Origin of the sequence: Enterobacter cloacae complex sp. GYL001 (assembly GCF_049237125.1) — a bacterium.
In the GTDB taxonomy this organism is placed as follows: Bacteria; Pseudomonadota; Gammaproteobacteria; order Enterobacterales; family Enterobacteriaceae; genus Enterobacter; species Enterobacter hormaechei_C.
The window spans coordinates 233,270-253,603 of record NZ_JBMKGW010000002.1 but is presented as its reverse complement, the minus strand read 5'-3'; the positions used below and the strand labels follow the sequence as shown (position 1 = coordinate 253,603).

Sequence of the window (20,334 nt, the reverse complement as noted above, 5' to 3'; positions counted from 1 at the left end):
TTTACTACTACATGCCCTCATGCTTGAATGATTCTCAATTACAAGTCCGACGCCATAGAGGCTAACGGACAGACCGTAAGGGCAATGACTCACACATTCTTCCGCGAGCATTTCATCGCAGGATATTTTGGGAAAACAGATGTAATGGCTAAGTTCACACCTTCATTCGCCGGGGTAAAAGGGCGCGCGCTCTTTTCACTCCTGTTCATGGCGCCTCTGGTGCACGCAGCAGCAAAAGACGGTGAGACGCTTACCGTCACTGCCGATCCTTACGCTTCCACCGACGCCACCAGCGGCTATCAGCCCCTGAACACCTCCACCGCCACGCTGACCAACATGCCGATGCTGGACATCCCGCAGGTGGTCAATACCGTCAGCGATAAAGTGCTGGAAGACCAAAACGCGACCACGCTAGACGAGGCGCTGTATAACGTCAGCAACGTGGTGCAGACCAACACCCTGGGCGGCACGCAGGATGCCTTCGTGCGCCGTGGCTTCGGCGCAAACCGCGATGGCTCGATCATGACCAACGGCCTGCGCACCGTGCTGCCGCGCAGCGTCAATGCCGCAACCGAGCGCGTGGAGGTGCTAAAAGGCCCGGCCTCGACCCTTTACGGTATTCTCGACCCCGGCGGCCTGATTAACGTGGTGACCAAACGCCCGGAGAAAACCTTCGGCGGCTCGATTTCTGCCACATCAACCAGCTTTGGCGGCGGTAGCGGACAGTTTGACGTCACCGGTCCAATTGAAGGTACGCGTCTGGCCTATCGCCTGACGGGGGAGTATCAGGACGAGGATTACTGGCGTAATTTCGGCACCGAACGCAGCACCTTTATCGCCCCGTCTTTGACCTGGTTCGGCGATGATGCCACCGTGACCGTGCTCTATTCGCATCGCGACTATAAAACGCCGTTCGATCGCGGAACGATCTTCGATCTCAACACCAAAAAGGCCGTCGACGTCGATCGCAAAACCCGCTTTGATGAGCCATTTAACGTGACCGACGGTCAGTCCGACCTCGCTCAGCTTAACGCGGAGTATCGGCTCAACAGCCAGTGGACCGCGAAGTTCGACTACAGCTACAGCCAGGATAAGTACAGCGATAACCAGGCTCGCGTGATGGCCTACGATTCAAAAACCGGCAACCTGACCCGCCGCGTGGATGCGACCCAGGGTTCGACCCAGCGTATGCACACAACGCGGGCAGATTTGCAGGGGAACGTGGACATCGCGGGCTTTTACAATGAGATCCTGACCGGCGTGTCGTATGAGAATTACGATCTGCTGCGCACGGACATGATCCGTTGTAAGAACGTTAAGGATTTCAATATTTACAACCCGAGCTACGGCAGCCTCGGCAAGTGCACCACCGTCTCGGCAGCCGACAGCGATCAAACCATCAAGCAGGAGAGCTACTCCGCCTACGCGCAGGACGCGCTGTACCTGACCGATAAATGGATCGCCGTTGCCGGACTGCGCTACCAGTATTACACCCAGTACGCGGGCAAAGGCCGTCCGTTTAACGTCAACACCGACAGCCGCGACGACCAGTGGACGCCGAAGCTGGGCCTGGTATACAAGCTCACGCCGGCAGTCTCCCTGTTTGCCAACTATTCCCAGACGTTTATGCCGCAGTCGTCCATTGCGAGCTACATCGGCGACCTGCCGCCGGAAACGTCGAACGCGTATGAAATAGGCGCTAAATTCGACCTGTTCGACGGCATTACCGCCAACATCGCGCTGTTTGATATCCACAAGCGCAACGTGCTGTACAGCGAGAGCGTCGGTGATGAAACCGTCGCCAAAACCGCGGGCCGCGTGCGCTCGCAGGGTGTCGAAGTGGATCTCGCCGGATCGCTGACCGAGAACACCAACATTATCGCCAGCTACGGCTATACCGATGCGAAGGTGCTGGAAGACCCGGACTACGCGGGCAAACCGCTGCCGAACGTACCGCGCCATACCGGCTCCCTGTTCCTGACGTACGATATTCACAATGCGTTTGCCGGGAATACGCTGACAATTGGCGGCGGCGGGCACGGCGTAAGCCGCCGCTCAGCGACTAACGGTGCGGATTATTATCTGCCGGGCTATTTCGTGGCGGATGCATTTGCGGCGTACAAAATGAAGCTGCAATATCCGGTGACGCTACAGGTGAACGTGAAGAATCTGTTCGATAAGACCTACTACACGTCGTCGATTGCGACCAACAACCTGGGCAACCAGATTGGCGACCCGCGTGAAGTGCAGTTTACGGTGAAGATGGAGTTTTGACGTAAAAAAGCCCGGTGGCGCTAACGCTTACCGGGCCTACGATCCTAACCCCCTCCCTGTGGGAGAGGGTTAGGGTGAGGGGACATCAGGCCTCAATATCCGCCATATCGCCTTTCTCCTGGAGCCAGTTACGTCGGTCTTCAGAACGTTTCTTGGCCAGCAGCATATCCATCACGGCGTTGGTTTGCTGTTCGTCTTCATCGCTGATGGTCAGCTGCACCAGACGGCGGGTGTTCGGATCCAGGGTGGTTTCACGCAGCTGCATCGGGTTCATCTCGCCCAGCCCTTTAAAGCGCTGAACGTTCGGTTTGCCCTTCTTGCGTTTGAGCTGCTCCAGCACGCCCGCTTTCTCTTCTTCCGTCAGCGCATAGTAGACTTCTTTGCCAAGGTCGATACGGTACAGCGGCGGCAGCGCCACGTGGACGTGACCGTTTTTCACCAGCGTGCGGAAGTGCTTCACGAACAGCGCACAGAGCAGCGTGGCGATGTGCAGACCATCGGAGTCCGCATCCGCGAGGATACAGATCTTGCCGTAGCGCAGCTGGCTCAGATCGTCGCTGTCCGGATCGATGCCGATCGCCACGGAGATGTCGTGTACTTCCTGCGAGGCCAGCACTTCATCAGACGAGACCTCCCAGGTGTTGAGGATCTTACCCTTGAGCGGCATGATCGCCTGATATTCACGATCGCGCGCCTGCTTGGCCGATCCGCCTGCCGAGTCCCCTTCCACCAGGAACAGCTCGGTGCGGTTGAGATCCTGGGCGGTACAGTCCGCCAGCTTGCCCGGCAGCGCGGGGCCGCTGGTCAGCTTTTTACGCACCACTTTCTTCGCCGCGCGCAGGCGACGCTGGGCGCTGGAGATGGCCATTTCAGCCAGCATTTCTGCGGCCTGAACGTTCTGGTTCAGCCACAGGGTAAACGCATCTTTCACCACGCCGGAGACGAACGCCGCACACTGGCGTGACGACAGGCGCTCTTTAGTCTGACCGGCAAACTGCGGATCCTGCATCTTCACGGAGAGCACGTAGGCGCAGCGGTCCCAGATATCTTCTGCGGAAAGCTTCACGCCGCGCGGCAGAATGTTGCGGTATTCGCAGAACTCGCGCATCGCATCCAGCAGCCCCTGACGCAGGCCGTTGACGTGCGTCCCGCCGAGCAGCGTTGGGATCAGGTTGACGTAGCTTTCCGTCAGCAGCTCACCGCCTTCCGGCAGCCACAGCAGCGCCCAGTCCACCGCTTCGGTGTCACCTTCGAAATTCCCGACGAACGGTTTTTCCGGCAGGGTCGGCAGGCCGTTAACCGCTTCGCACAGGTAGTCGTTCAGACCCTTTTCGTAGCGCCAGCTCTGTTCGGTGTTATTTACATGATCTTTAAAGGTGATTTCCACGCCCGGGCACAGCACCGCTTTGGCTTTCAGCAGGTGCGTCAGGCGAGAAACGGAAAAGCGTGGGCTGTCGAAGAAGCTTTCGTCAGGCCAGAAATGGACGCTGGTGCCGGTGTTGCGTTTACCGCACGTCCCGACGACCTGCAAATCCTGCACTTTTTCGCCGTTTTCAAACGCGATGTTATACACCTGGCCATCGCGACGAACGTTCACTTCCACGCGCTTTGACAGGGCGTTAACCACGGAGATCCCCACGCCGTGCAAGCCGCCGGAGAACTGGTAGTTTTTGTTGGAGAACTTACCGCCCGCGTGCAGACGACAGAGGATCAGCTCAACGGCGGGAACACCCTCTTCCGGGTGGATATCTACCGGCATGCCGCGGCCGTCGTCGATAACTTCCAGCGACTGATCGGCGTGCAGGATAACGTCCACGCGTCTGGCATGGCCTGCCAGCGCTTCGTCCACACTGTTATCAATTACTTCCTGGCCCAGGTGGTTTGGGCGCGTCGTATCGGTGTACATCCCCGGGCGGCGGCGAACCGGCTCAAGCCCGGTGAGTACCTCAATGGCATCAGCGTTATAGGTTTGCGTCATGATTTAAGCTAGCAATTCGCATTGATTGTCAGTGGCTGTGCAGTCCAAGAAAATCGACAATCTGGGTGAAATGATCTTCAAAGCCCGTGAAAGCATGGTTACCGCCCTCTTCTACAGTCTGGCGGCAGGATGCGTAATACGCCACTGCCTGGCGGTAATCCAGCACTTCATCTCCCGTCTGTTGCAGCAGCCAGATAAGATCGGGCGCTTCAAGCGGGTCGACCTGCATAACTTTGAGATCGTAAATATGGCGTGACTCTAGCACATATTGTTGGCCGGTGTAGGGGTTCTCGTTTTCGCCAAGAAAGTCCCTTAACAGCTCAAATGGCCGGACCGCCGGGTTGACGACGACAGCGGGTAACATAAAGCACTGCGACAGCCAGGTGGCGTAGTAGCCGCCGAGCGACGACCCGACAACGCCAAACGATTCGCCGCCGTGTTCAAGCACGATTGATTCCAGCATCTCTGCCGCATCCGCCGGATAAGGGGGCAACTGCGGAATAATCATCTCCACGTGAGGATGATTCGCGCTCAGCCACTGGCGAAGCTGCGTCGCTTTCGCCGATCGCGGTGAGCTGTTAAACCCATGCAGATAGAGAAGCGTCGACATCAATAGCCTTCCGAAGCGGTATCCGGGCGGAATTGAGCCCCAGCCAGACGGCAAACTTCGGTGGTCAGCGAGCCATCGGCATGCAGCTCCAGCCAACGCCAGCCCGGTGCGATGGTATCCAGCGTAAAGTTGGCGCAGTGCGGCTTAAACTGCACGCAGGTAGAGGGCGTCGCGAGCAGGCGGCGACCATTCCAGTCGAGATCCTGTTCCTGGTGAATGTGCCCGCACAGCAAATTTTTCACGCGCGGAAATTTCGCCAGTACGCCGTCCAGCGCCGCAGAGTTGCGTAAGCTGTGCTGATCGAGCCAGCTACAGCCCGCCGGCAGCGGGTGATGATGCAGCAACAGCAGCGTATTGCGATTCGGTTCGGCGGCCAGTTTTGTCTCCAGCCAGTCAAGCTGATAGTCGCTCAACTCACCGTGCGGAACGCCAAACACCTGACTGTCGAGGAGCACAATTTGCCACTGGTCCCCCGCAAAGACACATTTTGCCGGTGAAATCCCCGCATCCTGAAGCGAACTGTACATAGCGGGTTGAAAATCGTGATTGCCCGGTAGCCAGACGCAAGGCACGCTAAAGCTCGCAATCCCTTCAGCAAAATGCTGATAGGCTGCGGAGGATTGATCCTGCGCCAGATCGCCCGTCGCGACGATCAGATCGCATGGCCGCTTTTCAGCATGGATCGCGTCAAGAACCGCCTGATAACTCTCCCAGGTGTTCACGCCCAGAAGCGTCTCATGCTTTTCGGCAAAAAGGTGGGTGTCGGTGATTTGTAATATCCTGACTGGCGCCCCACCAGCAACAGTCAGGTTCAACAGGCTTTCCAAATGGTGTCCTTAGGTAGGTTTATGACGCTAACAAACCGGAATCGCCATTGCTCCATGTGCTAAACAATATCTTAGCCAGTCGGCTAAAAACTGGTTAATTTGATGCTTTTCGTCGCGTTGATGCAACTTTTTATTCGGGTAATCATACCGCGCTTTAAAGCGAAAGATCTGCTGGCTTGAACACACTTCAGCGACCATCGCGTCATGATAAAGACGTACCGTCATCGACGGCAGGCTCCAGTAGCTGATGCTCGGCGCCGTTTGCTCAATCTCCACCAGCGTAGTGTAGCGCGTTGATTCTGTTATCGTTAACCGATACTGCGCGTTGCTCACCTGATAGCTCACCGTTTCGCCGGGCGCGTCGTTTCGCGGCAGCAGGCGGCGCAGCTGGGCGAAATTGGTTTCGCACAGGCGCATCATTTCTGGGAAGTCAGGTGTATAACGCTTCATTTTTTCCACTCGTGTCGTAATGTCTGATAATGCAGCTGTAGCCATTGCAGGGCGATGACAGACGCTGCGTTGTCGATTTTCCCCTCTTCTACCCACTGGTAAGCCTGCTCCCGACTCACCACATGAACCCGAATATCTTCGTTTTCATCTGCCAGACCGTGGATCCCTTCCGCTGTCCTGGCGTCCACTTCGCCCACCATAATAGATGAACGTTCCGTTGTCCCACCCGGGCTTGCCAGGTAGCTCAACACCGGTTTCGTCCGGCCGATCGCCAGGCCCGCCTCTTCCAGCGCCTCACGGCGAGCGACGTCTTCGACCGACTCACCTTCTTCGATCATCCCGGCCACCATCTCCAGCAACCACGGCGTATCGCTGGTATCATAAGCCGCAATACGCACCTGTTCGACCAGCACCACTTCATCACGCACTGGGTCATAGGGTAGCAACACAGCCGCATGCCCGCGCTCAAAAATTTCGCGTTTGATTTCACCGCTCATCTCACCGTTAAACAGACGATGCCTGAAACGGTAAAGTTCCATTGAAAAAAAACCGCTATAAAGCGTTTCTCGTGCAATAATTTCTACATCGTTTTTGGCGAAGGTGACAGGCACGTTTTCTGGTTTTTGCATCGGTCGAGTCCTGGTAGCAATGGTGATGAAATTGTGAATTTCAAGGCTGTTTGGCTGCCGTTTGTATGGCTATATGGTAGATTGGAGCAAATTACCGCCAGATGGCACGTTACGCCAACCTTTTGGTGTGGATGATTCTGTTAGAATCGGCAATTATTTTTAATTAGATCAGCGCTAATACTGCTTCACAACAAGGAATGCAAATGAAGAAATTGCTCCCCATCCTTATCGGCCTGAGCCTGACGGGCTTCAGTGCAATGAGCCAGGCAGAAAACCTGTTACAGGTCTACCAGCAGGCACGTCTGGGCAACCCTGATTTACGTAAATCAGCGGCCGATCGTGATGCTGCGTTTGAAAAGATTAACGAAGCACGTAGTCCACTGCTGCCGCAGTTAGGCTTAGGTGCAGATTATACCTACACTAACGGTTTTCGCGATAACAATGGCATCGATTCGAATGCCACCAGCGCCTCTTTACAGCTTACACAAACCCTGTTCGACATGTCCAAATGGCGGGAACTGAGCTTGCAGGAAAAGAGCGCCGGCATTCAGGATGTCACCTATCAGACCGATCAGCAGACGCTGATCCTGAATACCGCGACCGCCTATTTCCAGGTTCTGAGCGCGATTGACGCCCTCTCCTACACCGAAGCGCAGAAACAGGCGGTTTACCGTCAGTTAGATCAAACCACCCAGCGTTTTAACGTGGGCCTGGTCGCCATTACTGACGTGCAGAACGCCCGTTCACAGTACGATACCGTACTGGCTAACGAAGTGACCGCACGTAACAACCTCGACAACGCCCTGGAAGCACTGCGTCAGGTCACCGGTAACTACTATCCTGAGCTGGCCTCTCTGAACGTGGACAGTTTCAAAACGGACAAACCGCAGGCGGTTAACGCCCTGCTGAAAGAAGCGGAAAACCGCAACCTGACCTTGTTGCAGGCACGCCTGAGCCAGGATCTGGCGCGCGAGCAGATCCGTCTTGCACAGGATGGTCACCTGCCAACTCTGAGCCTGAGCGCCTCTACCGGCGTATCGGACACCAGCTACAGCGGGTCTAAAACGACCTCTCAGGCCTATGACGACAGCAACGTTGGCCAGAACAAAGTGGGTCTCAGCTTCTCTCTGCCGCTGTACCAGGGCGGGATGGTTAACTCTCAGGTGAAACAGGCGCAGTACAACTTTGTGGGCGCCAGTGAGCAGCTGGAAAGCGCACACCGCAACGTGGTGCAGACCGTGCGTTCTTCCTACAACAACGTAAATGCCTCTATCAGCAGCATCAACGCCTATAAACAGGCCGTCGTCTCTGCCCAGAGCTCACTGGATGCGAACGAAGCGGGTTACTCCGTAGGTACGCGTACCATCGTGGACGTGTTAGACGCAACGACCACGCTGTATAACGCGAAACAGCAGCTCTCCAGCGCACGTTATCAGTATCTGATTAACCAGCTGAACATCAAGCAGGCGCTGGGTACGCTGAACGAGCAGGATCTGCAAATGCTGAACAGCACGCTAGGCAAACCGGTCCCTACGTCGCCTGACAGCGTCGCGCCGGAAAATCCACAGCAGGATGCCGCCGTTGATAATTTCACCCCTAACAGCAGCGCCCCGCTTGCGCAGCCAGCGGCAGCGCGTAGCACCGCACCTGCCAGCAGCGGTACGAATCCGTTCCGTCATTAAGCCTTGCCCGATGGCGCTGAGCTTATCGGGCCTACTTAACCGTAGGCCGGGTAAGCACAGCGCCACCCGGCGCAAAATCACACCTGAACGTAAGCCAACGTAAAGATCCCCCGCATTTCGCCCCTCTTCGCTTCATTTTCAACCACTCATCCTCTATCCTGAGCGTTATTACCACTGGGTCCTGGAAGACAAATATGAAACGGACAAAAACGATGAATCACGCGTCGTTCCGCAAAAGCTGGAACGCACGCCACCTGACACCTGTCGCGCTGGCGGTCACCGCCGTCTTTATGCTGGCAGGCTGTGAGCAAAACGACGAAACGGTTTCGCTGTATCAAAACGCCGACGACTGCGCGAGCGCAACCGGTAAAGCCGCTGAGTGTACGACGGCCTATAACAACGCCCTCAAAGAAGCGGAACGTACCGCGCCGAAATATGCCTCTCGCGAAGACTGTGTAGCCGAATTCGGTGAAGGCCAGTGCCAGCAGGCACCTGCTCAGGCGGGTATGGCACCGGAAAACCAGGCGCAGGCACAGTCCAGCGGCAGCTTCTGGATGCCGCTGATGGCGGGTTATATGATGGGCCGTTTGATGAGCGGCGGTGCGGGCTACCAGCAGCAGCCGCTGTTTAGCTCCAAAAACCCGAACAGCCCGGCCTACGGTAAATACACCGATGCCACCGGCAAGGGTTACGGTGCTGCAACGCCAGGCCGTACGATGACCGTACCGAAAACCGCAATGGCGCCGAAACCAGCCACCACCAGCACCATTACCCGTGGCGGCTTTGGTGAGTCTGTTGCCAAACAAACCACCATGCAGCGTAGTGCGAACGGCTCCTCAACCCGCTCAATGGGCGGCTGATCATGGAACGAGTCAGTATTGTTGAGCGCCCGGACTGGCGCGAAAAAGCCACCGAATACGGTTTCAACTTTCACACCATGTACGGCGAGCCGTACTGGTGTGAAGATGCTTACTATAAGCTCACGCTCGCTCAGGTCGAAAAGCTTGAAGAGGTAACCGCAGAGCTGCACCAGATGTGCCTGAAGGTAGTAGAAAAAGTCATCGACAGCGATGAGCTGATGACCAAATTCCGCATTCCGAAGCACACCTGGAGTTTTGTTCGTCAGTCCTGGAAAACGAACCAGCCTTCGCTCTACTCTCGCCTCGATCTGGCATGGGATGGCGTGGGTGAACCGAAGCTTTTAGAAAACAACGCGGATACACCAACCTCTCTGTACGAAGCCGCGTTCTTCCAGTGGATCTGGCTGGAAGATCAGGCAAATGCCGGAAACTTGCCCGAAGGCAGCGACCAGTTCAACAGCCTTCAGGAAAAGCTGATTGAGCGTTTCGTCGAACTGCGTGAACAGCACGGTTTCAACCTGTTGCACCTCGCCTGCTGCCGCGATACCGAAGAAGATCGCGGTACGGTTCAGTATTTGCAGGACTGCGCAGCCGAAGCGGAAGTGGCGACGGAATTCCTCTATATCGAAGATATCGGTTTAGGTGAAAAAGGTCAGTTTACGGACATGCAGGATCAGGTCATCAGCAACCTGTTCAAGCTCTATCCGTGGGAATACATGCTGCGGGAAATGTTCTCTACCAAACTGGAAGACGCCGGCGTGCGCTGGCTGGAACCGGCCTGGAAGAGCATTATCTCCAATAAAGCCCTGCTGCCGATGCTGTGGGAGATGTTCCCGAATCATCCGAACCTGCTGCCTGCTTACTTTGCTGAAGATGATTTCCCACCGATGGAGAAATACGTCGTTAAGCCAATCTTCTCCCGAGAAGGGGCAAACGTCTCGATTATCGAAAACGGTAAAACGCTGGAAGCGGTTGAAGGGCCGTACGGTGAAGAAGGGATGATCGTCCAGGCGTTTTATCAACTGCCGAAGTTTGGCGACAGCTATACGTTGATCGGCAGCTGGCTTATTAACGATCAGCCTGCTGGGATTGGCATTCGCGAAGATCGCGCGCTGATTACGCAGGATCTGTCGCGTTTCTATCCGCATATTTTCGTCGAGTAAGACTTGCCCGGTGGCGCTACGCTTACCGGGCCTACGCTCAATATGTAGGTCGGGTAAGGCGAAGCCGCCACCCGACATGTTTTTACCCCACCTGCACCGACAGCATACTCAAGCTCCCCATCTCAATACCGTCGACCGGGATTGTAATAACCTCCTGACCATCCCACGCGCCTAGTACATACAGCAATGGCAAGAAGTGTTCCGGCGTCGGGTTAGAGAGCGAACCGCCGTCGTGATCCAGATAGTTCACCAAAGGGTGTCGTTCGGCCGGCCCTTGCCAGGTCAGGTTGTCTTTTACATAGTCATTAAAGGCTGTTGCCCAGGGGTACGGCGTATTTTCACCGTGCCAGCGTACCGTACGCAGATTGTGTACCACGTTGCCACTGGCAATCAGCATGATGCCCTCATCACGAAGCGAAGCCAGCTTACGCCCCATCTCCATGTGCCAGGCAGCCGGTTTGGTGCTGTCGATACTCAGTTGCACCATCGGGATATCGGCATCCGGATACATTTTGATCAACACCCCCCATGAGCCGTGGTCAAAGCCCCAGGCTTCTTTGTCCAGCGCAACCGGAACAGGGGCGAGCAGATCAACGAGCCGCTGCGCCAGCTCGGGGGAGCCCGGAGCAGGATAATGCGTGTCATACAGCGCCTGCGGAAAGCCGCCAAAATCATGAATCGTTTTTGGCGCTTCCATGGCCGTCACACCGGTACCCCGGGTAAACCAGTGCGCAGAGACCACCACAATTGCCTTCGGACGCGGTAACGTCTCACCCAGTTGACGCCAGGCGCGGGTATAGACGTTATCTTCCAGGACGTTCATTGGGCTGCCATGGCCTAAAAACAGTGCTGGCATACGAGAAGAAGACATGGTGATATCCTTAGAGGAGGTGGCAATGTGATGGGCCTACATTACGCGCATTCAGGTGAAGATGAACGCAGATAACCGTGAAGATCATCATCAGGAAATTTGAATGTCAGATATCGCTTAAGGAGAATGCATGTCAGTACCGTTGATTTTGACCTTACTCGCGGGCGCCGCAACCTTTATCGGTGCGTTCCTCGGGGTACTCGGGCAAAAACCCTCTAATCGCCTTCTGGCCTTCTCGCTGGGTTTCGCCGCCGGGATCATGCTGCTTATCTCGCTGATGGAGATGCTGCCCGCCGCGCTTCACACCGAAGGTATGTCGCCTGTTCTGGGCTATGGCATGTTTATCATTGGACTGCTGGGTTATTTTGCGCTTGACCGTATTCTTCCTCACGCGCACCCGCAGGATTTAATGCAAAAAAGCGTTACCCCCATCCCGGGCAATATCAAACGCACGGCCATTCTGCTGACGCTGGGTATCAGCCTGCATAACTTTCCGGAAGGTATCGCCACCTATGTCACGGCCAGCAGCAACCTGGAAATGGGTTTTGGTGTGGCGCTGGCCGTGGCTTTGCACAATATTCCTGAAGGACTTGCCGTTGCCGGGCCCGTTTATGCCGCCACGGGTTCAAAACGTACGGCTGTCTTTTGGGCGGGTATCTCCGGGATGGCTGAAATTCTCGGCGGCGTGCTGGCGTGGCTGATCCTCGGTAGCCTCGTCTCCCCGATTGTGATGGCTGCGATTATGGCTGCCGTGGCCGGGATTATGGTCGCGCTCTCTGTCGATGAGCTGATGCCGCTGGCGAAAGAGATCGATCCCAACAATAACCCCAGCTACGGCGTACTGTGTGGAATGTCAGTGATGGGGATGAGTCTGGTACTGCTGCAAACGGCCGGTATTGGCTAAGAATTTATGCCTCCGTTTTATACGGAGGCTATATATTATTCAAAAAAACAATCCTATATATTTCACCTATAATAACCTGAAAAATATAGTCCTGTTAAAATCCCGAAAAACCACGCCTCTTAAGATAGCCTGCAAATATTAATTAAAACCATCTAAAAATATATTTAAGTCATGTTAATCGCGTCTCCCCACCCCAATTCGTATACTTCGCGAGTATTCTGAAATTAATATTCACATTATGAATCACTCTGAAAAAGGATATTTTCATGTATATGGGTAAAAAACTACTGTTAGCGACGGCTATGGCAGTCATTGTATCGGGTGCTGCTTTTGCAGATGATCAAGGCTCAGGAAAAATCACATTCAAAGGTATTGTTATTGACGCACCGTGCAGTATCGCACCAGACAGCGTTGATAAAGAAGTCGATCTGGGTGAAGTGACCACGGCTGTTATCAACGCCAACAAAAAATCTACCCCGGTACCGGTCGATATCAATCTGGAAAACTGCCAGCTTGACGATCCGGCAGACGAGACCGACACGCCAATTACCAAAGTGGATGTGACCTTTACCAGCGCAGCGACAGACGCGGCGGATACCAGCCTGATGAGCAACACCTATGCAAGCGGTGCGCAGAACGTGGGGGTGCGTCTGCTGGATAACGCGGAGTCTGCTATCACGCTGGGAGAGGCCAACGAGGTTGAGTTGCTGGCGGGTTCAACCACCCAGACGCTGCATTTCAAAGCGGTTATGGAAGTCCCTACAGGTAAAACTGCGACGGCAGGCCAGGTTGAAGCCACGGCTAACTACGTCCTGATGTACAAATAATTCTGTTACGTCACGGCACCAGCCGACTGGTAATTCATACCGGTCGGCACTCTCTATTTACTCGAGTAACAGGATGATGACATACAAATTACAATGGATAATCATCATTGCGTCCCTGTTAATGACGAAAGTTGCCTCTGCCACCGAGTTTAATATAAACGCCATCGATAAAGATCAGCGCGGCAGCGTCGATTTATCACTGTTTAAAGATCAAATATCGGTTACGCCGGGAAGCTATTTCGTTACGGTTGCCGTCAATGATATTCCGCTGGCAAATGGCTGGCAGCTTCGCTGGCGAGAAATAAATAACGCCGTTCAGGTCTGTATTCCCCCCGAGCTGGTCGATACCTTTGCGTTGCAGGATGACGTTCGCCACGCTTTGCCTGAGAAAGAGGGATGCGTTGATTTCTCCGCCAGACCCGACATCCGATTTACTTTTGAGCAAGGCAGCCAGACCCTGAAAGTGACCATCCCCCAGGCGTGGCTGCAATACCGTGCGGTTGACTGGATGCCGCCATCCACCTGGGACATCGGCGTGCCGGGCGTACTGCTGGATTACAATCTTTTTGCCAGCCATTATCAGCCCAATAGCGGCAGCAACAATGACAACGCCAATACCTATGGCACCGCCGGCGCGAACATGGGCGCGTGGCGGCTACGCAGCGATTACCAGTACACGCAAAGCCATACTGACGCAGGCTCGGAGCATAATGGACGTTTTTCACGCGTGTATATGTTCCGCCCTCTGCCCTCGATCGGTGCGAAACTGACGTTGGGTGAAACGGATTTCCAGTCCGCAATTTTTGACGCCTTTACCTACACCGGCGCATCGCTAATCAGCGATGAACGTATGCTGCCATGGTCGCTGCGCGGCTATGCCCCGCAGATTACCGGGATAGCGCAAACCAACGCCACGGTAACCGTAAGCCTTGCCAATCGCGTGATTTACCAGAGTAAAGTGCCGCCAGGTCCTTTTGTTATTCAGGATCTTAACCAGTCGGTTCAGGGCACGCTGGACGTCAAAGTCACGGAAGAGGATGGACGCGTCAGCACCTTCCAGGTCTCGGCCGAATCCGTACCATTTTTAACGCGCAAGGGTCAGGTGCGCTACAAGCTCGCGGCGGGTAAAGCGCGCCAGGGCGCCTCCCATGACGTTGAAGATAACGCCTTCATGAGCGGCGAATTTTCCTGGGGCATGCTGTCGCACACCTCCCTGTATGGCGGTACGCTGGCCGATGGCGACCGCTATCGTTCCGTCGCTGCCGGAATCGGCCAGAATATGGCCTGGCTGGGGGCGCTCTCTTTTGACGTCACGCAGGCCACCAGCCAGCTGCCACACCAGCGCAGCCAGACGGGTTACAGCTATCGCATTAACTACAGCAAGCGTTTCGATACCACCGGCAGTCAGCTTACGCTCGCCAGCTACCGCTACTCAGATCCACAGTTTTTGAGCTACGCCCGCTACCTTGATTATGACGACGGTGACCGCCAGTCGGAAAAACAAACCCTGAGCGTGACGGCAAGCCAGTACATTTCGGCGTTATCCCTGAACCTGTACGTCAATATGCTGCGTCAGACATGGTGGAATGATTCACCCTCCACGACCGGCAGTATCACGGCGGGCTACAACTTTGATATGGGCCGCTGGAAGAACCTTGGCGTAACCCTGTCCTGGAGTAAAACGCATTACGATGAGAAAGACGAAAGTGACGATACTCAGTTCTATCTCTCGCTCAGCGTACCGCTCGATCCCGATCATCGACTTAACTATGACCTGCGTAACCGCGACACGCTGAGCCATAACGTGTCGTGGTACGACACGTCGGATCGCAATAACACCTGGGGCGTTTCCGCGGGCGCGGAGAGCGGGAAGCCAGACTCCGGGGCGCAGTTCAGCGGGAATTATCAGCATTATTCTGCGTACGGCGATCTTAATCTCTCCGGCAGCTATAAAGCTGACGAATATAACTCCCTCAGCGCAAGCTGGAGCGGTTCCTTCACCTCAACGGTGAAAGGCGCCGCGCTGCACCGGCGCAGCTACGGTAATGAACCCCGCGTAATGGTCAGCACCGACGGGGTAGGCAATATCCCGCTGAACATGTCGCGAGATGAGACCAACCGTTTTGGCATCGGCGTTTTACCGTCATTCTCCAGCTATTCCCCCTCCAGCGTGCAGATCAATATGAACAACCTTCCGGATGGCGTGGACGTGGACAACCGCGTCGTGACCTCAACCTGGACTGAGGGGGCCATTGGTTTTCGTCAGATTGCCACGCGTGCAGGTCGGGACGTGGCAGGTGTTCTGCGGATGTCATCAGGAACGCCACCGCTCGGGGCGATTGTTCGCCTGGAAGCAAACGATTTGCAGGTTGGGATGGTGGCCGATGAAGGCCACGTCTGGCTCGGCGCCGTTGAGCCAGAACAGCAGTTTCGCGTGACATGGGGCGACAACCAACAGTGTCGCTTCTCGTTACCTTCTCACTTAGAAAACAGTATGCAGTTGATACTGCCGTGTCAGTAAGAAATCATCATGAAATTAACGCCGATTAAAAGCCTGTGCCTGATGCTAATCAGCACAGCATTTACCACCCATGCGGCCATTAATCTGGACCGCACGCGCATTGTTTTTCCAGAAAGCGACAAGGCCAGCAGCCTGAAAGTGGACAACCAGAGCAAGGCGCTGCCTTATCTGGCGCTCTCCTGGATTGAAGATGAAAAGGGGCATAAAGAAGATGCGCACTTTATGGCGCTTCCCCCCATTCAACGTATCGAAGCGGGCGCCTCGTCGCAGGTAAGAATTGTTAAACAAGCCGCCACCCGCCAGTTGCCAAAAGACAGGGAATCGCTGTTTTATTTCAACCTGCGTGAAGTACCGCCAAAAAGCATCAGCGCCAGCGAGGAGCGCAGCGTGATGCAGGTTGCCATGCAGAGCCGAATCAAGCTGTTCTGGCGTCCGGAAGCGATTCGCAAAAAATCCGGCGAACTGGCTGAAATGCGCATGGAAATTACCGCCAGCGCGAAAGGACTCACGGTCCACAACCCTACGCCGTACTACATCACGCTGGCGTGGCTGAGCAAAAATGCCAAAACCATGCTGCCGGGTTTTGACAGTCTGATGATTGCGCCTTTCGCCACGGCAACCGCCTCTACCGGTGATTACCACGGTAGTTATTACAGCATCGGCTATATCGACGATTACGGCGCCCTAAAAAAAGTCGACGTGCAGTGCACCGGAACGGCGCTATGTAAACTTACCGAACGGAAAATCGATAAAGATGCAAAAGCTCGCTAGTTTCCTGTTTACACTGCTGCTTTCAGCGCTGCCTTTGAAAGATGCGCTGGCGCTTAACTGCTATCTGGGTGGATCGGGCGGCCCCGTCGAGGAGACAAAAACGATCACCCCTTTTGCGATACCCAGCAACGCTCAGGTTGGTCAAAAAATATGGGAGTCTGATGACATTAAAATTCCGGTGACCTGTGATAACAACGTCACGAGCAATTTTCAGCCGGAAGATGTCTTTGCGTGGGTAAACCCTTATCCTGCCGCAACCGATCCCTATTATGAACTGGGCGTTACCTATGAAGGCATAGATTACGATGCCACGGGCCAGCCCAACGGCGTGGATACCCGCCAGTGCCTGGACAACGATAACATCACCATTTACACCCCGGATCAAATCCGCCAGATGGGTTGGGAGAATCGCATCTGCTCCGGCAATCCGGATGATATCCATATTTCACGCACGTTCGTCGCCCGATTACGACTTTTCGTGAGAATTAAGACTATGCCGCCACATGGTTATGTCAGTTCGCTCAGCGATTACATCGTTGTGCAGTTTGACGGTAAGGGTGGCGTTAATCAGATGGCCGACGCGAAGAACCTCAAGTATCACATCAACGGACTGCAAAACATTACGGTGCTTGATTGCGGAGCGACGTTTAGCATTTTCCCTGAAAATCAGGAGATCGACTTCGGCGCCTTCAGCGCGCGCGACATTGTGAATCAGCAGACGCGTATGCGCACGTTTTCAATACGAACCACCAAAGTGCAGGATGCCCAATGCTCGGACGGATTTAAGATGGACTCGTCGTTTTACACAACCGAAACGCTTAGCGCAGACGACACCGCGGTACTGATAGGGAATGGGTTAAAGCTGCGTATTCTTAACGGAACGGAGCCTTACACCTTCAACCAGTACAAGGAGTACGCCGATTTTACGGGCGATACGATGAATGTTGAGCAAAACTACACGGCTGAACTTTCACGGGAAGAAGGGAAAGCGATTCAGTCCGGGCCGTTTGAAACCGTGGTACTGTTCAAAATTAACTACCACTAGAAACAAAAAAGCCGGGTTTCCCCGGCTTTTTCACATCAGCATGTTTAGCTGGCTTTGCGCTCGTGCGCCCGGCGGTACTCAACCAGATCTTCAATCGTCACCACTGGCATATTGTGCAGTCGCGCAAAGGTGATGCACTCCGGCGCGCGCGCCATGGTGCCATCATCGTTGGTCAGTTCGCACAGCACGCCTGCGGGTTTGAAGCCAGCCAGCGTCACCAGATCGATGGTCGCTTCGGTATGACCACCACGGGTCAGCACGCCGCCCGGCTGCGCGCGCAGCGGGAAGACGTGACCAGGGCGGTGCAGATCGGATGGTTTCGCACCATCAGCAATCGCTGCACGCACGGTAGTCAGGCGGTCAGCCGCCGACACACCGGTGGTTACGCCATGCGCTGCTTCAATGGTCACGGTGAAGCCGGTACCAAAGGCGCTGGTGTTGTTTTCAACCATCATGGGCAGATCAAGCTGCTTGCGACGGTCTTCGGTGATGCACAGGCATACGATGCCGCTACCGTGACGGATGGTCAGCGCCATCTGCTCAACGGTCATGTTCTCGGCGGCAAAAATCATGTCGCCTTCGTTTTCACGGTTTTCATCGTCAAGCACCATCACACCGCGGCCTTCGCGCAGTGCATCCAGTGCATGTTCAACACGTTGAGTTGAAGTGCCAAAAGAGGAAAGTAGCGTCTGATTCATGGTAAAAAAACCTCATTAACTTTATGGTTACCAGAATCAGGGCAGTCTTAGGAGCGCCGTACTAGCGGCAAAAAAATAACGTGAGCGGGCCATGCCCGACTGGATCGTTACTCTCTCCCATCCGGACTCTAACCGTCGGCCCCGGAATTACACCGGATCTGCTGACCTTTGAGAATTCACCCAAAGCGCTCGCGGGCTTTCAGCGTTAAGCTGATTTACCGCCGGTGGGGAATTTCGCCCCGCCCTGAGAATAAGCGAGATAACTATAACGCTATTGATTACCTTGGGCAATGCATAAGCTTCAAACAATTTTGTTTAACCCACGGCATGACGCGCTACAATAGGCACTAACACCTTTTCATCAAGGGAAACGACAATGATTGACCCAAAGAAAATTGAGCAGATCGCGCGTCAGGTTCATGAGTCCATGCCGAAAGGTATTCGTGAGTTTGGTGATGACGTTGAGAAGAAAATCCGCCAGACGTTGCAGGCACAGTTGGTTCGCCTTGATTTAGTCAGCCGCGAAGAGTTTGATGTGCAGACTCAGGTGCTGCTGCGCACCCGCGAGAAGCTGGCGCTGCTGGAACAGCGTCTGAGCGAGCTGGAGAGCCGCAATGCGCCGGAAGAAGTGAAGCCAGCGCCAGCTATTCCACCGGTGGATGACCAGGCATAAGTGCGGCCTGTTGTGCCCGGTGGCGGCTACGCCTTACCGGGCCTGGATGAATGCGTAGGTCGGGTAAGGCGCAGCCGCCATCCGACATAAAAAAACGGGCCTGTTGGCCCGTTTTTTACTGACTGTCTTTCTGGATCTTCTTAATGATGTTGGTGGTTGAACACCCGTCCTCAAAGTTGAGCACCATCACTTCACCACCATTTGCCCAGACCTCTTCGCTACCTGCGATTTGCTCTGGTTTGTAATCACCGCCCTTCACCAGCAGGTCAGGCAGAATTCCGGCAATCAGGCGCTGCGGGGTGTCTTCTTCAAATGAGACCACCCAGTCCACCGCTTCCAGCGCGCCGAGCACTATCATGCGCTGCTCCAGCGGGTTCACCGGACGCGTTTCACCCTTCAGACGTTTGGTTGAGGCATCGCTGTTGACCGCCACAATCAGGCGATCGCCCAGCTTACGCGCATTCGCCAGATACGAGACATGACCCGCATGCAGGATGTCGAACACACCGTTAGTCATCACCACTTTTTCACCGCGTTTGCGCGCGGCAGCAACGGCCACTTTCAGCTCGTCTTCAGTCATGACGCCAAAGCCGGTATCCGCACGCCCACGCACCGCGTTTTCCAGCTCGACTGGCGAAACGGTGGAGGTCCCGAGTTTACCGACGACCACGCCCGCCGCGGCGTTCGCGAAGTAGCATGCTTCTTCCAGGGAGTTACCCGCCGCCAGCGTCGCCGCCAGCACGCCAATCACCGTATCACCGGCACCGGTCACGTCGTACACTTCCTGCGCCTGGGTTGGCATATGCAGCGGCGCCTTGCCCGGTTGCAGCAGCGTCATGCCCTGTTCGGAACGGGTCACCAGCAGCGCAGACAGCTCGAAATCAGCGATGATTTTCATGCCGCGCTCAACCAGCTCTTCTTCAGTTTTGCACTTGCCCGCCACCGCTTCGAATTCAGAGAGGTTTGGCGTCAGCAGGGTTGCGCCGCGATAACGCTCGAAATCGGTGCCTTTCGGATCGATCAGCACCGGTACGCTGGCTTTACGCGCCAGTTGGATCATGGTCTGCACGCTCGCCAGCGCGCCTTTGGCATAATCAGACAACACCAGCGCGCCGATATTGCCCAGCGCCTGGCTAATACGCTCGTGCAGCGGCTCAGGATCAACGCCTTCGAATCCTTCTTCGAAATCGAGGCGGATCAGCTGCTGGTTACGCGACAGGACGCGCAGCTTGGTGATGGTTGGGTGGGTCGGAACAGAAACGAAGTCGCACTTCACGTTCACGTCCGCCAGCGACTGACTCAGGGCACGCGCCGCATCGTCAATGCCGGTCAGGCCCACCAGACGCGAATGCGCGCCCAGCGAGGCTATGTTCATCGCCACGTTTGCCGCGCCGCCTGGACGCTCTTCAATGGTGTCGACCTTAACTACCGGCACCGGCGCTTCCGGAGAGATACGGCTGGTCGGCCCATACCAGTAGCGATCCAGCATCACATCACCGACAACCATAACTCCAGCACGTTCAAACTCTGGCAGTGTTACTTTCATTCCTG

18 protein-coding genes and 1 riboswitch are annotated in these 20,334 nt (G+C 55.2%); of the genes, 10 read left to right on the top strand and 8 right to left on the bottom strand.

The annotated features are described in order from the left end of the window. The first annotated feature begins 144 nt into the window (after window positions 1-144). Complete coding sequence (locus tag ACOTWU_RS05280) at window positions 145-2,274, top strand: TonB-dependent siderophore receptor (RefSeq protein WP_126498756.1); 2,130 nt, start codon at window positions 145-147, stop codon at window positions 2,272-2,274. An 85-nt stretch (window positions 2,275-2,359) separates the two neighbouring features. Here the strand turns inward: ACOTWU_RS05280 and parE are convergent, their stop codons facing one another. From parE to nudF, 5 genes are read right to left on the bottom strand one after another with little or no spacing between them, the layout of a single operon-like run. Next, the gene (gene parE / locus ACOTWU_RS05275; protein ID WP_017384044.1) at window positions 2,360-4,252 is read right to left on the bottom strand and encodes a DNA topoisomerase IV subunit B; all 1,893 of its coding nucleotides are present in this window, start codon (window positions 4,250-4,252) and stop codon (window positions 2,360-2,362) included. A gap of 28 nt (window positions 4,253-4,280) precedes the next feature. Beyond that, window positions 4,281-4,862: an esterase YqiA gene (yqiA, locus tag ACOTWU_RS05270; protein WP_015571888.1), complete on the bottom strand. Its 582-nt coding sequence runs from the start codon at window positions 4,860-4,862 to the stop codon at window positions 4,281-4,283. Continuing rightward, entirely contained in the window at window positions 4,862-5,689 is an 828-nt protein-coding gene (gene cpdA, locus ACOTWU_RS05265; RefSeq protein ID WP_047057461.1) for a 3',5'-cyclic-AMP phosphodiesterase, read from the bottom strand. Before cpdA ends, yqiA begins: the two co-directional genes overlap by 1 nt. Window positions 5,690-5,716: 27 nt before the next feature. After that, window positions 5,717-6,139: a DUF1249 family protein gene (locus ACOTWU_RS05260; RefSeq protein WP_003862516.1), complete on the bottom strand. Its 423-nt coding sequence runs from the start codon at window positions 6,137-6,139 to the stop codon at window positions 5,717-5,719. Continuing rightward, window positions 6,136-6,768 (bottom strand): ADP-ribose diphosphatase, encoded by a 633-nt coding sequence (nudF, locus tag ACOTWU_RS05255; RefSeq protein WP_045141813.1) that lies wholly within the window; start codon window positions 6,766-6,768, stop codon window positions 6,136-6,138. Before nudF ends, ACOTWU_RS05260 begins: the two co-directional genes overlap by 4 nt. Before the next feature lie 203 nt (window positions 6,769-6,971). Between nudF and tolC the strand changes: the two genes are divergently transcribed. From tolC to ACOTWU_RS05240, 3 genes are all read left to right on the top strand, one after another. Continuing rightward, window positions 6,972-8,450 carry an outer membrane channel protein TolC gene (gene tolC, locus ACOTWU_RS05250; protein WP_017384041.1) on the top strand — a complete coding sequence of 493 codons (1,479 nt, stop codon included), beginning with the start codon at window positions 6,972-6,974 and terminating at the stop codon, window positions 8,448-8,450. Window positions 8,451-8,644: 194 nt separating this feature from the next. Beyond that, window positions 8,645-9,310 carry a DUF1190 family protein gene (locus ACOTWU_RS05245; protein WP_032649565.1) on the top strand — a complete coding sequence of 222 codons (666 nt, stop codon included), beginning with the start codon at window positions 8,645-8,647 and terminating at the stop codon, window positions 9,308-9,310. A gap of 2 nt (window positions 9,311-9,312) precedes the next feature. Next, on the top strand, window positions 9,313-10,473 hold the full coding sequence (locus ACOTWU_RS05240; protein ID WP_017384039.1) for a glutathionylspermidine synthase family protein: 1,161 nt from the start codon (window positions 9,313-9,315) through the stop codon (window positions 10,471-10,473). 82 nt (window positions 10,474-10,555) lie between these two features. Here ACOTWU_RS05240 and ygiD read toward each other — a convergent pair whose 3' ends face one another. Continuing rightward, window positions 10,556-11,344, bottom strand: a complete 789-nt coding sequence (gene ygiD, locus ACOTWU_RS05235; protein ID WP_017692656.1) for a 4,5-DOPA dioxygenase extradiol — start codon at window positions 11,342-11,344, stop codon at window positions 10,556-10,558. A 130-nt stretch (window positions 11,345-11,474) separates the two neighbouring features. Here ygiD and zupT point away from each other — a divergent pair, with 130 nt between their 5' ends. The 5 genes from zupT to ACOTWU_RS05210 all read left to right on the top strand — a co-directional run bounded on the left by zupT (window position 11,475) and on the right by ACOTWU_RS05210 (window position 17,412). After that, the gene (gene zupT, locus ACOTWU_RS05230; protein WP_015571892.1) at window positions 11,475-12,248 is read left to right on the top strand and encodes a zinc transporter ZupT; all 774 of its coding nucleotides are present in this window, start codon (window positions 11,475-11,477) and stop codon (window positions 12,246-12,248) included. Window positions 12,249-12,514: 266 nt separating this feature from the next. After that, complete coding sequence (locus ACOTWU_RS05225) at window positions 12,515-13,075, top strand: fimbrial protein (protein WP_015571893.1); 561 nt, start codon at window positions 12,515-12,517, stop codon at window positions 13,073-13,075. A gap of 76 nt (window positions 13,076-13,151) precedes the next feature. Then, entirely contained in the window at window positions 13,152-15,596 is a 2,445-nt protein-coding gene (locus tag ACOTWU_RS05220) for a fimbria/pilus outer membrane usher protein (RefSeq protein WP_032103349.1), read from the top strand. Window positions 15,597-15,605: 9 nt separating this feature from the next. Continuing rightward, window positions 15,606-16,367, top strand: coding sequence for a fimbrial biogenesis chaperone (locus ACOTWU_RS05215; RefSeq protein ID WP_220719400.1), 762 nt, complete (start codon window positions 15,606-15,608; stop codon window positions 16,365-16,367). After that, entirely contained in the window at window positions 16,351-17,412 is a 1,062-nt protein-coding gene (locus ACOTWU_RS05210; RefSeq protein WP_040118124.1) for a fimbrial protein, read from the top strand. Before ACOTWU_RS05215 ends, ACOTWU_RS05210 begins: the two co-directional genes overlap by 17 nt. 44 nt (window positions 17,413-17,456) lie before the next feature. Here the strand turns inward: ACOTWU_RS05210 and ribB are convergent, their stop codons facing one another. Further along, the gene (gene ribB / locus ACOTWU_RS05205; protein WP_015571897.1) at window positions 17,457-18,110 is read right to left on the bottom strand and encodes a 3,4-dihydroxy-2-butanone-4-phosphate synthase; all 654 of its coding nucleotides are present in this window, start codon (window positions 18,108-18,110) and stop codon (window positions 17,457-17,459) included. 105 nt (window positions 18,111-18,215) lie between these two features. Then, window positions 18,216-18,366: riboswitch (FMN riboswitch) on the bottom strand. A gap of 120 nt (window positions 18,367-18,486) precedes the next feature. On the opposite strand from ribB, the gene ubiK reads away from it, so the two are divergent. Next, a complete protein-coding gene (gene ubiK, locus ACOTWU_RS05200; protein WP_000566823.1) occupies window positions 18,487-18,783 on the top strand; it encodes a ubiquinone biosynthesis accessory factor UbiK in 297 nt (98 codons plus the stop codon). Between the two features lie 115 nt (window positions 18,784-18,898). On the opposite strand, the gene hldE is transcribed toward ubiK, so the two are convergent. Next, window positions 18,899-20,329 (bottom strand): bifunctional D-glycero-beta-D-manno-heptose-7-phosphate kinase/D-glycero-beta-D-manno-heptose 1-phosphate adenylyltransferase HldE, encoded by a 1,431-nt coding sequence (hldE, locus tag ACOTWU_RS05195; protein ID WP_040118125.1) that lies wholly within the window; start codon window positions 20,327-20,329, stop codon window positions 18,899-18,901. Window positions 20,330-20,334: the final 5 nt, after the last annotated feature.

What these genes read in the sequence shown, in the direction of transcription:
- ACOTWU_RS05260 (WP_003862516.1), bottom strand. Translation starts at nt 6,139, where the DNA reads ATGAAGCGTTATACACCTGACTTCCCAGAAATGATGCGCCTGTGCGAA.
- ubiK (WP_000566823.1), top strand. Translation starts at nt 18,487, where the DNA reads ATGATTGACCCAAAGAAAATTGAGCAGATCGCGCGTCAGGTTCATGAG.
- ribB (WP_015571897.1), bottom strand. Translation starts at nt 18,110, where the DNA reads ATGAATCAGACGCTACTTTCCTCTTTTGGCACTTCAACTCAACGTGTT.
- yqiA (WP_015571888.1), bottom strand. Translation starts at nt 4,862, where the DNA reads ATGTCGACGCTTCTCTATCTGCATGGGTTTAACAGCTCACCGCGATCG.
- ACOTWU_RS05225 (WP_015571893.1), top strand. Translation starts at nt 12,515, where the DNA reads ATGTATATGGGTAAAAAACTACTGTTAGCGACGGCTATGGCAGTCATT.
- ACOTWU_RS05245 (WP_032649565.1), top strand. Translation starts at nt 8,645, where the DNA reads ATGAAACGGACAAAAACGATGAATCACGCGTCGTTCCGCAAAAGCTGG.
- zupT (WP_015571892.1), top strand. Translation starts at nt 11,475, where the DNA reads ATGTCAGTACCGTTGATTTTGACCTTACTCGCGGGCGCCGCAACCTTT.
- nudF (WP_045141813.1), bottom strand. Translation starts at nt 6,768, where the DNA reads ATGCAAAAACCAGAAAACGTGCCTGTCACCTTCGCCAAAAACGATGTA.
- ACOTWU_RS05280 (WP_126498756.1), top strand. Translation starts at nt 145, where the DNA reads ATGGCTAAGTTCACACCTTCATTCGCCGGGGTAAAAGGGCGCGCGCTC.
- ACOTWU_RS05220 (WP_032103349.1), top strand. Translation starts at nt 13,152, where the DNA reads ATGACATACAAATTACAATGGATAATCATCATTGCGTCCCTGTTAATG.
- ACOTWU_RS05210 (WP_040118124.1), top strand. Translation starts at nt 16,351, where the DNA reads ATGCAAAAGCTCGCTAGTTTCCTGTTTACACTGCTGCTTTCAGCGCTG.
- hldE (WP_040118125.1), bottom strand. Translation starts at nt 20,329, where the DNA reads ATGAAAGTAACACTGCCAGAGTTTGAACGTGCTGGAGTTATGGTTGTC.
- ygiD (WP_017692656.1), bottom strand. Translation starts at nt 11,344, where the DNA reads ATGTCTTCTTCTCGTATGCCAGCACTGTTTTTAGGCCATGGCAGCCCA.
- parE (WP_017384044.1), bottom strand. Translation starts at nt 4,252, where the DNA reads ATGACGCAAACCTATAACGCTGATGCCATTGAGGTACTCACCGGGCTT.
- ACOTWU_RS05215 (WP_220719400.1), top strand. Translation starts at nt 15,606, where the DNA reads ATGAAATTAACGCCGATTAAAAGCCTGTGCCTGATGCTAATCAGCACA.
- tolC (WP_017384041.1), top strand. Translation starts at nt 6,972, where the DNA reads ATGAAGAAATTGCTCCCCATCCTTATCGGCCTGAGCCTGACGGGCTTC.
- ACOTWU_RS05240 (WP_017384039.1), top strand. Translation starts at nt 9,313, where the DNA reads ATGGAACGAGTCAGTATTGTTGAGCGCCCGGACTGGCGCGAAAAAGCC.